The following is a 10,699-nucleotide window of genomic DNA, read 5'->3' on the forward strand; positions in this document are numbered from 1 at the left end:
AGGCGGAGGGGCATGGGACGGTGCCGTTGATTGGTGGGTTGCACCCACCCTACGGCGGGTGGGTGACGGGTTCATGGAGTTTACGCGCGAGGGCGGCGGTTTATTCGGTTTGCCGGCCCCGGGCGTCATCCTCGGGCTCGACCCGAGGATCTCATGCGGCGGAGATCCTCGGGTCAGGCCCGAGGATTACGGGTGAGGCGGGTGGCGGGAGATCCTCGGGTCGAGCCCGAGGATGACGTTTTTCGCCCGAGGCCGGCGCTCTGCCCTACTCGGCGTCCTTCGCGGTGGAGGCGTTGAGCTGGGCGTAATTCTGCTCACCGACGCGGTCGTGCAGGTCGAGCTGGGTTTCGAGGAAGTCGATGTGGCCCTCTTCATCGGCCATCAGCTCCTCGAAGAGGTTCTTCGACACGTAGTCGCCGACCTCCTCGCAATGGTCGCGGGCCTCCTTGTAGAGGGTGCGGGCCTCGTGCTCTGCGGCAAGGTCGGCCTCCAGCATTTCCTTGGGCGTCTCGCCGATGCGCAGCGGGTCCAGCTTTTGCAGGTTGGGGTGGCCTTCGAGGAAGAGGATGCGGGTGATGAGCTTGTCGGCGTGATGCATCTCCTCGATGCTCTCTTCGCGCGATTTGTCGGCCAGGCCCTTCAGGCCCATGTCGTCCTGCATGCGGTAGTGCAGCCAGTACTGGTTGACGGCGGTAAGCTCGGAACGGAGTGCTGCGTTCAGGTACTCAATGACCTTTGCGTCGCCTTTCATGCGGTGTGTTCTTTCCTTTGGGGTCGCTGCCGCAGGCCGGTCAGTTCGGCGGGGACGGCGAGGTTGCTGTTGCGGCGCATGGTCGACAGGAAGAGCGGCATGCAGCCGCCACAGTCGGCCCGCTTGCCGAGCGCGTGGTAGACACGGCCCGGCGTGATGATTGTGGCAGGATCGGAGGCGCGCATCCAGTCGATTGCCGAATGAATGTCGCGGCTGGTGATGTGCTGGCAGGAACAGACGATCATGAGCGGCCTCCGGCGGGCGTTGGGTCAGGGTGCGCCATGAATGCGCACCCTACGGGGGTTACTGGAAGACGGCGTCGGGCTCATCGAGGCTGTCGGAGCCCTCCACCTCGATGCCGTCGAGGCCGAGCGCGGTGACGGCACGCTCGATGGAGCGGGTCTGGGCCACAAGCGCATCGACCGCGCCCATCACAAGCGCTTCGCCTTCCGCATTCCCGGCGGCCAGCATCTGGTCGTAGGAATAGCCCGCTTCGGCGGCGGTCTTGATCTGGCCAAGCTCGCGCATGGTGTGGGCGAGTGCAGCGGTCAGCTCGGCGTCGAGCGTCGGGTCGGCGGCGGCAACGAGGGAGGCGAGGCTTTCGCCTTTAACCACCGACCCATCGACCCGCTGGTACTCGCCCAGGTAGACGTTCTGGATGCCCAGGCCGTCGTAGTAATGCGAGTTGTGGGTGTTGTCGGAGAAGCAGTCGTGCTCCTCTTCGGGGTCGTGCAGCATGACGCCGAGCTTCATCCGTTCGCCGGCCTGCTCGCCGTAGGAGAGCGAGCCCATGCCGGTGAGGATGGCGGTCAGCCCTGCGGTTTCATCTCCCGTCACGGCGGCGCGGCCTTCGCCGCCTTCGGCCCAGGCGGCGGCCATCTCTTCGAGGTCGCTCACCAGCAGGTCGGTCGCGGCCTTGAGGTAGGCGGCGCGGCGGTCGCAGTTGCCGCCGGTGCAGGCGTCACCCGAGGCGTAATCGGTGAAGGGGCGGGCGCCTGCGCCGTGTTCGGTGCCGTTCAGATCCTGGCCCCAGAGCAGGAACTCGATGGCGTGGTAGCCGGTGGCCACGTTGGCCTCGATCTCGTCGGCCTCGTGGAGCGCGTCGGAGAGCAGTGCCGGGGTGATCTCACTGGCGTCGATCTCCTCGCCGGAGATGGTGAGGGTGGGGTTGGCCACCACGTTGAGCCCGGCGAGCGGGTTCTCGTCGGTGGCGCCGCCTGCATCAACGTAGTCGATCAGCCCTTCATCCAGCGGCCATGCGTTGACCTTGCCTTCCCAGTCGTCGACCACGGCGTTGCCGAAGCGGAACACCTCGGTTTGCTGGTAGGGCACGCGGGCGGCGAGCCAGGCGTGCTTGGCGGCTTCCAGGGTCACGTCCGACGGATCGGCGATCAGCGCATCCACGGCGGCTTGCAGCGCCTGTGCGGTGGCGAGGCTGTCTTCATAGCCCGCCTGAGCGATGTCGGCGTAAGTGGCGAGCACCTCTGCGGGGCCTGCAAGCGCCGGGAGGGGCGCGGCGAAGGCCGTGGCGAGGAGCGTGGCTTTGAGTTTGGAAGTCATGGGTCTTTACTGTCCTGTTGGTGGTTTCTTGGTGTCAGTGGATGGCGCGGGGCTTTGCGAGCAGATCGGCCATGTGAGAGAGCGCCAGCCCGGCGCGGGCGGCGGCGGCCAGCAGCCCGAGGGGCGGGCGGCCGGAAAAGAGGTGGAGGGCAAAGCCCATCGCGGCCTCCTCGTCGCCTGTGGCGGCGGCGGAGAGGAGGTGTGCGAAGGCGCTCTCGTCGCCGCCGTAGCAGGCGCAGCCGGGCGCGTGATGCGGAAAGGCGCGGGGGCGCCTGGAGAGCGCGGAGGCGAGCCGGGTAAAAGCGGCATGGGCCTCGGTGCCGTCGCGCGGCCCCAGCAGCATGGCGAAATCCTCGGCCACCGCCCCGCTGCCGCCCGTGAGTGCCATGCGCAGGTAGGTCACCGCAGCCAGTTCGGCGGGCGCAAGCTCGGCGGTGCGGCCCACGGGCGCGGCACCGCGGGGCGCTGGGATGGCCGCATGTTTCATTTGGTGAGGATCAGCTTTCCGGCGCGGGTGATGCGCAGGAAGTAGGTTTGGCCGTCGAGCTCGATCATCGCCTGGATGCCGCCCTTGGTCAGGGCGCGGGCATCGTGCAGGGGCAGCGAGGTGCCGGCGGCGGGGGTGCTGACGTGCGCGTTCATGCCCGGGCCTCCCCGAGGATGCGGCGAAAAAGCCGGGCCTCGCCTGCGCCATAGTGGCGGCAGAAGAAGCTGTGGAGGAGGGAGGTGTAAGGGTCACTCGGGTGCGCGTTTCTCATGGGTCCGCCTGTTCGCTGGTCTCCGGTTTCATGCGACGTGTCCGGGCTGGCCCTTTGGCGGGGTGGCTGGGAGTCGGGTTAATTCTGAGTGAAACGCTTGGGTATGTCAATTCCGATTGTTTTGGTCGGGAATGCGGCGCGGCAGGCCTTCAATTGTGGGGCGTTTCGGGCTAGGGCGGGCGAAACGGTGAGAGGCGTGATGAGCGAAATACGGCTGGACGGGGCGGGCTATGGCGTGGCGGAGCGGGAGATTCTGCGCCCGCTGACGCTGAGCCTGCGTGAGCGCCGGATCGGGATCGTGGGGCGCAACGGCTCGGGCAAGAGCACGCTGGCGCGGCTGTTGGCGGGGCTGATCGCGCCGACGCAGGGCGCGGTGAAGGTGGGCGGGGACGACATTTACGCCGACCGGAAGGCGGCGCTGGCCCGCGTGGGCATCCTGTTTCAGAACCCCGATCACCAGATCATCTTTCCGACCTGCGGCGAGGAGGTGACCTTCGGGTTGGCGCAGCAGGGGCGGCGCGATGCCGAGGCCGCAGCGCGCGCCGCGCTGAAGAGCTTCGGCAAGGCGCATTGGTGGGACAGGCCGGTGGGCAGCCTCAGCGGCGGGCAGCGGCACCTGCTGTGCCTGGTGGCGGTGCTGGCGATGGCGCCGGAGTGGCTGATCCTCGACGAGCCCTTTGCCGGGCTCGACATTCCGACCACGCGGGCGCTGCACGGGCGGTTGGCGAAGCTGGAGCAGCGGGTGGTGATGATCTCGCATGATCTCGCGGCGCTGGAAGGCTTCGACCGGGTGATCTGGATCGAGGGCGGCGCGGTGGCGGCGGACGGGCCGGCGGGCGAGGTGCTGGCGGCGTTCCGGGCGGCGATGGAGGGCGTGGGCGATGATCACACTGACCTCGCCGGTTGAGACGGTCTTTCACCGGGTTCCGGCGGGGGTGAAGCTGGGGCTGCTGTGCGTGGCGACGACCGGGCTGTTCCTGCTCGGGTCGCTCGCGGGGCAGCTCGCTGCGCTCGGCCTGGTCGCTGCGCTCTACGCCCTGCCGGGCGCGCGCTTCGCGCGGGCGGGGCTCGCTGCGCTCCGCCCGGTGGCGCTCTTCGCTGCGCTCATCGCGGTTTGGCACCTCGCCACGGGGACGGTGGCGGAAGGCGCGGTGATCGTGCTGCGGCTGGTGAGCGCGGTGGCGCTGGCGAATCTTGTCACCATGACGACACGGCTCTCTGACATGCTGGCGGTGCTGCACGGGCTGACCGCGCCGCTGCGCCGGCTCGGGCTGCGCACGCGGCCGCTGGAACTTGCCATTTCGCTGGTGATCCGGTTTATCCCGGTGCTGAGCGCGAAGGGCGCGGCGCTGGCCGAGAGCTACCGGGCACGATCGCCGCGGCGCAGGCCGGGCTGGCGGATTGCCGCCCCGCTGGCAGGCGTGGCGCTGGATGATGCGGAACGGGTGGCCGAGGCGCTGAGGGCGCGCGGTGGATTGAGCGAAGGGGCTAAGCGATGAAACGGATCTCGGAACGGGACGTGGTGATGATTGCGCTGTTCGCGGCGCTGGTTGCGGTGCTGGGGCTGGTGCCCAAGCTGACGCTGGCCTCGGGCATTCCGATCACAGCGCAGACGCTGGGCATCATGCTCTGCGGCACGGTGCTGGGCGCCTGGCGGGGTGCGGCGGCGGCGGCGCTGTTCTGCCTGCTCACCCTGATCGGCCTGCCGTTGCTGGCTGGTGGCCGGGGCGGGCTGGGCGTGCTGCTGACGCCCTGGGCCGGATTCTTCGTGGGCTTCCCGGTGGCGGCCTTCGTGGCGGGCCTGGTGATGGAGCGGATGCGCCGCCTGCCGGTGGCGGTCGGGGCCGCGGCTGGCGCGGTGATCGGCGGGATCGTGGCGCTCTATGCGGTGGCGCTGGTGTGGTACATGGTGGCAAAGCCTGCGGACCTTGGGGAGGCCGTGACCATCGCGGCGCTGCCCTTCATCCCCGGCGACATCATCAAGGCGGTTCTGGCGGCGCTGGTCACCCAGGCGCTGGCCAAGGCGCGGCCCGGTGCCCTGCCGAGCCGGGGATGAGGCGGTGCAGGCGGGCCGAAACGCGGAGCTGAGCGTTAGCGAGGCGCTGGCACAGCGGCGTTCGGTGCGGGGCTTTCTGCCCGACCCGGTGGAGCGGAGCACGGTGGAGGCCATCCTGACCGATGCGCGGCGCGCGCCCTCGGGCGCCAACCTGCAACCCGGGCGCTTCATTGCCCTCACCGGCACCCCGCTTCGGGCGCTCTCCCGGGCGCTGGCGGAGGCGATTGCCGACGGGCGGCCACAGGTGGCGGAATATTCCTACTTCCCCAAGAAGATGCCGCCCGAGCTGAAGGCACGGCAGCGGGCGGCGGGCTATGCGCTGTACGAGGCGCTGGGCATCGAGCGGCGCGATCTGGAGGGGCGCAGGCGGCAGTTTGATCGCAACTACCAGTTTTTCGACGCGCCCGTAGGCCTCATCGTGGCCATCGACCGGGCCATGGGCAAAGGCTGCTTCATGGATCTGGGCATGGCGATCATGGCGCTTCTGGCCTCGGCGGAGTCCCGCGGGCTGGCGACCTGCGGGCTGGGGGCCATCGCACATTACGGCGATGTGGCCCATGAGGCGCTGGGGCTGCCGGAGGAGGAACTCGTGGTCTGTGGCATCGCGCTGGGCCGGGCCGACCCGGCGCATCCCGCGAACGTGGTCCGCACGGCGCGCGCGCCGCTGGAGGTTTTTGCCGAGCTGCGCGGCTTCTGAACCGGCGGGCGGCGCGGCGTGCTAAAGCACGCGGCCCGCGATGCCCTGGAGTTTCTTGACCATCACCGCATCGCGCGCCTCGGGCGCCGTCATCACTGCGTGCTCCAGGGCTATGTCGCAGCCGTGCGGGCAGGGGGCGTGCTCGGGCCCGAGGCGGGCGGGCAGGCCGGCGACCGTCGCCTTGGCCCGGGCGGAGTTGCCGTGCAGCGTGGCGAGGATAGCGGTGATGTCCACCGCGCCGTGATCTTCGTGCCAGCTGTCGTAATCGGTGATCATGGCCAGCGAGGCATAGCAAAGCTCGGCCTCGCGGGCGAGTTTGGCCTCGGGCATGTTCGTCATCCCGATCACGTCGCAGCCCCAGCTGCGATACATCTTCGACTCCGCGACCGAGGAAAACTGCGGACCCTCCATGGCGAGGTAGGTGCCCTTGGGGTGCACCGTGGCCCCGGCGGCGCGGGCGGCCTCGGCCACCTCGGCCCCGAGCGCGGCGCAGGTGGGGTGGGCGAGGCTCACATGGGCGACGCAGCCGGTGCCGAAGAAGCTCTTCTCGCGGGCGAAGGTGCGATCGATGAACTGGTCGACCAGCACGAAATCGCCCGGCGCCATCTCTTCACGGAACGAGCCGCAGGCGGAGATGCTGACCACATCCGTCACCCCCAGCGCCTTCAGCGCGGCGATGTTGGCGCGGTAGGGCACGGTGGTGGGCGAATGCACGTGGCCGCGCCCGTGACGGGGCAGGAAGGCCAGCGGCACGCCCTCGAGCTTTCCGGTGAAGATGGCATCCGAGGGCGTGCCCCAGGGCGTTTCGACATGCTGCCAGCGGGCCTCCTCCAGCCCGTCGATGTCATAGAGGCCGGAGCCGCCGATAATTCCGATCATCCGTTGCATGCCTTGCTCTCCTTGCCGCGTCGTCCCGAGTGGACCGTTCTGCGGCCCATGCTGCAACCCCCGTCTTGGCGATTGCTTGACCCATAGCGCGCCATGGCACATCAATTGGCAACCTTGGCGCAATTCCGGGCGGCGGCCCGAACGGGGCAGGCGCATGATTGAAGAGGCCCCCCGGGGCGTTGAGTGGCAAGACCTTGCGCGCGTGCGCCGCTGGCAGTTTGCGGTGGAGATCGCCCTGCCGCTGCCGTGGCTGGCGCTGTCGCTCTGGCTTTACGCCGGGCCCTTCTGGCCGCTGGGGCTGGGCGCGAGCTTTGTGTTCTTCCTCTGCTGCCTGCGGCTGAACCACGAGGCGATTCATGGCAATCTCGGGCTGGCGCGGCACTGGGACCACGCGATCATGCACGGGCTGAGCGCGCTGATGCTCGGCTCGAACCATGCGGATGCCTTTTGCCACCTGAAGCACCACGCCGACACGCTGGGCGCGGAGGATCATGAGGGGCAATGCACTTCGATGGGGGTCTGGCAGGTGCTTGCCTACGGCCCGCGCTTTCCGGTCGACCTGAACCGGGCGTGCTGGCGCGCGGGCGGCGCGCGGTGGCGGCGGCGAATGGGGGTGGACTGGACCTGCGTGGCATTGTTCGTGGCTGGCGTTTTGCTCATCGGCCCGCCCGCCTTGAAGATGCACCTTGCCGCGATGGCGCTGGGGCAATGCCTGACGGCCTTCTTTGCCGTGTGGATCACCCATCAGGGCACCGAGGCCAGCGGTCTGGCCGGGCGCAGCCAGCGCGGGGTGCTCGCGCGGCTGGCCTACCTGATGTTCTACCACCGGGAACACCACCTGTTTCCGCGTGTGCCGGTCAGCCGCCTGCCGGAACTGGCGGCCCGGCTGGACGCGCGCGTTCCGGGCTATGCCGCCGCGCGGATGCCGGTGGTGGGGCGAAAATAGCCGGAAAGACCGCGCAGAGCGTGTTTTCAGGGGGTTTTGCCGCTAGCGCAAACATGCTAGCCGCAGCGCAGCGAACAGCCAGCCAGCCGAAAGAGACGACATGAGCGAGACGCCACAGGCGGGAAAGAGCCCGTATTTTGCCTTTGCCAAGGGGCTGATGGGAGATTTTCGGCAGGGAGATGAGACCACGGCCACGCGGGTGAAGACCGAGGTGCTCTCGGGCCTCACGGTGGCGCTGGCGCTGGTGCCGGAGGCGGTGGCCTTTGCCTTCGTGGCCCATGTGCACCCGCTGGTGGGCCTTTACGCTGCCTTCATCGTGGGGCTCATCACGGCGGTTTTCGGCGGGCGGCCCGGCATGATCTCGGGCGCGACGGGCGCGCTGGCGGTGGTGATGGTGGCGCTGGTGGTGGAGCACGGGGTGGAATACCTCTTCGCCACTGTGATCCTGATGGGGCTGATGCAGATTGCGGCAGGTATCTTTCACCTTGGCCGCTTCATCCGGCTGGTGCCCCATGCGGTGATGCTGGGCTTCGTCAATGGCCTCGCCATTGTGATTTTCTTGGCCCAACTCGGGCAGTTCAAGGTGCCGGGCGGCGATGGCGAATGGCTGACGGGCGTGCCGCTGATGCTGATGCTGGGGCTCGTCGCGCTGACCATGCTGATTATCTGGGGCCTGCCCAAGGTCACCAATGTGATCCCCGCACCGCTGGCGGGCATCGGGATCGTTGCCATCGTGGTGATCGTCTTCAACATCCCGGTGCCGCGTGTGGGCGACATGGCCTCGATTGCGGGCACGCTGCCGCCGTTCCATGTGCCGTTCGGCGAGGGTGAGGGGCTCTATGGCACGCCGCTGGCCCCGCTGAACTTCGAGACGCTTTACATCATCTTCCCTTACGCGCTGATCCTCGCGGCCATCGGCCTGATCGAAAGCCTGCTGACGCTGAACCTCGTCAACCAGATGACAGATCAGCGCGGCGGGGCCTCGAAGGAGTGCCTTGCGCAGGGCGCGGCCAACACCGTCACCGGCTTTTTCGGCGGCATGGGCGGCTGCGCGATGATCGGGCAGTCGATGATCAACGTGAAGTCCGGCGGGCGCACCCGGCTGGCGGGCATCGCTGCCGCGCTCTTCCTCTTGAGCTTCATCCTCTTCGCCGCGCCGCTCATCGAGCAGATCCCGCTGGCCGCGCTGGTGGGGGTGATGTTCATGGTGGTGATCGGCACCTTCGCCTGGAACACCTTTCGCATCATGCGGGTGAGCACCAAGTTCGCCGGTTTCGTCACCGTGCTGGTGACGGTGGTGACGGTGCTGGAAGACCTGGCCATTGCCGTGGTGGTCGGCGTCATCGTCTCGGCGCTGCACTACGCCTGGCAGAACGCGAAGCGGATCACCGCGAAGAGCTATACTACGCCGGAGGGAGCCAAGGTGTATCAGGTGATCGGACCGCTGTTCTTCGGCTCGGCGGACGGGTTCATGGAGCTTTTCACGCCCAAGGAAGACCCGGGCGTGGTGATCGTGGATTTCGCCGAAAGCCGGGTGGCCGACCAGACAGCGCTTTCGGCCATCGAGGGCATGGCGAAGAAGTATCTGGAAGAGGGCAAGGAGCTGCACCTGCGCCACCTCAGCCGCGACTGCCGGCGCCTGCTGACCCAGACCGGGCTGATCGTGGAGAAGAGCGAGGACGACCCGGAGTATCAGGTGGCCGCCAACTACCCGGTGCAGACCGGGCTCTTCGGCGACGCGCATTAGGCTGGCAGGCCGCGCGGCACCGTGCGAGGCTCCGCCCATGGACATGATTGCAGAGGCCCGTGCGCTTGATGCCGCCGACCCGCTCGCCGCGCGGCGCGCGCTGTACCTGATCCCCGAGGGGGTCATCTACCTTGATGGAAATTCGCTTGGCCCCGCCAGCCACGCGGCGCTGGCCGCGCTCGACATGGCAGCGCGCCAGGAATGGGCCGAGGGGCTGATCCGCTCGTGGAACGCGGCGGGGTGGTTCGACATGCCGATGGCGCTGGGCGATCGTCTGGGGCGGTTGATCGGGGCGGGCGAGGGCTGCGTGGTGGCCTGCGACACGATCTCGGTGAACCTCTACAAGGTGCTGAACGCCTGCCTCGCCCTGCGCCCAGACAGGCGGGTGATTCTGGCCGAGGCCACAAGCTTTCCGACCGATCTTTACATCGCCGAAGGCGTCTGCGCGGCCGCTGGCGCGCGGCTGGTGCTGGCCGAGGGGCCGGTGGAGGCGGCGCTCGGGCCGGAGGTGGCGGCCATGCTGGTGAACCACGTGGACTACCGCACGGGCGCGCTGCGCGACATGGCCGGGCTGACGGCGGCGGCCCATAGGGCCGGCGCGCTCGCGGTGTGGGACTTGTCGCATTCGGCGGGGGCGCTGGAGGTGTCACTTGATGCGACGGGCGCCGATTTTGCCGTGGGCTGCACCTATAAATACCTCAACGGCGGGCCCGGGGCGCCGGCCTTCATCTACGCCGCCGCCTGCCACCACGGGGCCATCCGCCAGCCGGTGACAGGCTGGTGGGGCCACGCGCGGCCCTTCGCCTTCGAAACGGGGTTCGAGCCGGCGGAGGGGGTGAAGGCCTTCCTCGCAGGCACCCAGCCCGTGCTCTCCTTCCGCGCGCTGGCGGGCGCAATGGAGGATTGGGACGGGGTGGAGATGAGCGCGGTGCGGGCCAAGAGCACGAGGATGACGCAGGCGTTCATCGATTGGGTCGAGGCGGCCTGTGCCGGCCACGGGCTTGAGCTGACGGGGCCCAGGGAGGCGGAGGCACGCGGCAGCCAGGTGTCGTTCCGCCACCCGCATGGCTACGAGATCATGCAGGCGCTCATCGCGCGAGGCGTGATCGGAGACTTCCGCGCGCCGGACGTGCTGCGCTTCGGCTTTGCGCCGCTATACCTGAGCTTCGAGGAGGTGGCGCGGGCGGTGCTGGCCCTGGCCGAGGTGCTGGACAGCGGCGCATGGCGTGAGGCGCTCTATGCCGAGCGGGGCACCGTGACGTGATCGTCGCAGTGGGGGGCCAGCCCCCCACACCC

The 10,699-nt window shown here is 68.7% G+C and carries 13 protein-coding genes; 7 read left to right on the forward strand and 6 right to left on the reverse strand.

Features of this window, described 5'->3' with window-relative positions; genetic code table 11:
- Positions 1-265: 265 nt before the first annotated feature.
- The 5 genes from bfr to hemP are packed head-to-tail and all read right to left on the reverse strand — an operon-like array spanning position 266 to position 2,953.
- Positions 266-751 carry a bacterioferritin gene (bfr, locus tag DYI42_RS21590; protein WP_213548887.1) on the reverse strand — a complete coding sequence of 162 codons (486 nt, stop codon included), beginning with the start codon at positions 749-751 and terminating at the stop codon, positions 266-268.
- Positions 748-996, reverse strand: coding sequence for a (2Fe-2S)-binding protein (locus DYI42_RS21595; protein ID WP_213548888.1), 249 nt, complete (start codon positions 994-996; stop codon positions 748-750). The genes bfr and DYI42_RS21595 overlap by 4 nt, the downstream gene beginning before the upstream one ends.
- Positions 997-1,054: 58 nt before the next feature.
- Positions 1,055-2,311, reverse strand: a complete 1,257-nt coding sequence (locus DYI42_RS21600) for an imelysin family protein (protein WP_213548889.1) — start codon at positions 2,309-2,311, stop codon at positions 1,055-1,057.
- A gap of 34 nt (positions 2,312-2,345) precedes the next feature.
- Complete coding sequence (locus tag DYI42_RS21605) at positions 2,346-2,798, reverse strand: hypothetical protein (protein ID WP_213548890.1); 453 nt, start codon at positions 2,796-2,798, stop codon at positions 2,346-2,348.
- Complete coding sequence (hemP, locus tag DYI42_RS21610) at positions 2,795-2,953, reverse strand: hemin uptake protein HemP (RefSeq protein WP_213548891.1); 159 nt, start codon at positions 2,951-2,953, stop codon at positions 2,795-2,797. The genes DYI42_RS21605 and hemP overlap by 4 nt, the downstream gene beginning before the upstream one ends.
- 315 nt (positions 2,954-3,268) lie before the next feature.
- On the opposite strand from hemP, the gene DYI42_RS21615 reads away from it, so the two are divergent.
- The 4 genes from DYI42_RS21615 to DYI42_RS21630 are packed head-to-tail and all read left to right on the forward strand — an operon-like array spanning position 3,269 to position 5,822.
- Positions 3,269-3,976 (forward strand): energy-coupling factor ABC transporter ATP-binding protein, encoded by a 708-nt coding sequence (locus tag DYI42_RS21615; RefSeq protein ID WP_213548892.1) that lies wholly within the window; start codon positions 3,269-3,271, stop codon positions 3,974-3,976.
- Complete coding sequence (locus tag DYI42_RS21620) at positions 3,951-4,568, forward strand: energy-coupling factor transporter transmembrane component T family protein (RefSeq protein WP_213548893.1); 618 nt, start codon at positions 3,951-3,953, stop codon at positions 4,566-4,568. The genes DYI42_RS21615 and DYI42_RS21620 overlap by 26 nt, the downstream gene beginning before the upstream one ends.
- A complete protein-coding gene (locus tag DYI42_RS21625; protein WP_213548894.1) occupies positions 4,565-5,125 on the forward strand; it encodes a biotin transporter BioY in 561 nt (186 codons plus the stop codon). The genes DYI42_RS21620 and DYI42_RS21625 overlap by 4 nt, the downstream gene beginning before the upstream one ends.
- Positions 5,103-5,822 carry a nitroreductase gene (locus DYI42_RS21630; protein ID WP_342344717.1) on the forward strand — a complete coding sequence of 240 codons (720 nt, stop codon included), beginning with the start codon at positions 5,103-5,105 and terminating at the stop codon, positions 5,820-5,822. The genes DYI42_RS21625 and DYI42_RS21630 overlap by 23 nt, the downstream gene beginning before the upstream one ends.
- A gap of 21 nt (positions 5,823-5,843) precedes the next feature.
- Here DYI42_RS21630 and DYI42_RS21635 read toward each other — a convergent pair whose 3' ends face one another.
- A complete protein-coding gene (locus DYI42_RS21635) occupies positions 5,844-6,710 on the reverse strand; it encodes an S-methyl-5'-thioadenosine phosphorylase (RefSeq protein ID WP_213548896.1) in 867 nt (288 codons plus the stop codon).
- A gap of 154 nt (positions 6,711-6,864) precedes the next feature.
- Here DYI42_RS21635 and DYI42_RS21640 point away from each other — a divergent pair, with 154 nt between their 5' ends.
- The 3 genes from DYI42_RS21640 (at position 6,865) to kynU (ending at position 10,667) form a co-directional block, all read left to right on the forward strand.
- A complete protein-coding gene (locus DYI42_RS21640) occupies positions 6,865-7,656 on the forward strand; it encodes a fatty acid desaturase (RefSeq protein WP_213548898.1) in 792 nt (263 codons plus the stop codon).
- A gap of 157 nt (positions 7,657-7,813) precedes the next feature.
- Positions 7,814-9,403 carry a SulP family inorganic anion transporter gene (locus DYI42_RS21645; protein WP_213548902.1) on the forward strand — a complete coding sequence of 530 codons (1,590 nt, stop codon included), beginning with the start codon at positions 7,814-7,816 and terminating at the stop codon, positions 9,401-9,403.
- Positions 9,404-9,440: 37 nt separating this feature from the next.
- Positions 9,441-10,667, forward strand: coding sequence for a kynureninase (gene kynU, locus DYI42_RS21650; RefSeq protein ID WP_244868074.1), 1,227 nt, complete (start codon positions 9,441-9,443; stop codon positions 10,665-10,667).
- Positions 10,668-10,699: the final 32 nt, after the last annotated feature.

It is taken from the genome of Vannielia litorea (assembly GCF_018424695.1).
GTDB lineage: Bacteria > Pseudomonadota > Alphaproteobacteria > Rhodobacterales > Rhodobacteraceae > Vannielia > Vannielia litorea_A.

Excerpts from the sequence above, each read along its gene's own strand:
- bfr (WP_213548887.1), bottom strand. The coding sequence starts at position 751 with ATGAAAGGCGACGCAAAGGTCATTGAGTACCTGAACGCAGCACTCCGT.
- DYI42_RS21595 (WP_213548888.1), bottom strand. The coding sequence starts at position 996 with ATGATCGTCTGTTCCTGCCAGCACATCACCAGCCGCGACATTCATTCG.
- DYI42_RS21600 (WP_213548889.1), bottom strand. The coding sequence starts at position 2,311 with ATGACTTCCAAACTCAAAGCCACGCTCCTCGCCACGGCCTTCGCCGCG.
- DYI42_RS21605 (WP_213548890.1), bottom strand. The coding sequence starts at position 2,798 with ATGAAACATGCGGCCATCCCAGCGCCCCGCGGTGCCGCGCCCGTGGGC.
- hemP (WP_213548891.1), bottom strand. The coding sequence starts at position 2,953 with ATGAACGCGCACGTCAGCACCCCCGCCGCCGGCACCTCGCTGCCCCTG.
- DYI42_RS21615 (WP_213548892.1), top strand. The coding sequence starts at position 3,269 with ATGAGCGAAATACGGCTGGACGGGGCGGGCTATGGCGTGGCGGAGCGG.
- DYI42_RS21620 (WP_213548893.1), top strand. The coding sequence starts at position 3,951 with ATGATCACACTGACCTCGCCGGTTGAGACGGTCTTTCACCGGGTTCCG.
- DYI42_RS21625 (WP_213548894.1), top strand. The coding sequence starts at position 4,565 with ATGAAACGGATCTCGGAACGGGACGTGGTGATGATTGCGCTGTTCGCG.
- DYI42_RS21635 (WP_213548896.1), bottom strand. The coding sequence starts at position 6,710 with ATGCAACGGATGATCGGAATTATCGGCGGCTCCGGCCTCTATGACATC.
- DYI42_RS21640 (WP_213548898.1), top strand. The coding sequence starts at position 6,865 with ATGATTGAAGAGGCCCCCCGGGGCGTTGAGTGGCAAGACCTTGCGCGC.
- DYI42_RS21645 (WP_213548902.1), top strand. The coding sequence starts at position 7,814 with ATGGGAGATTTTCGGCAGGGAGATGAGACCACGGCCACGCGGGTGAAG.
- kynU (WP_244868074.1), top strand. The coding sequence starts at position 9,441 with ATGGACATGATTGCAGAGGCCCGTGCGCTTGATGCCGCCGACCCGCTC.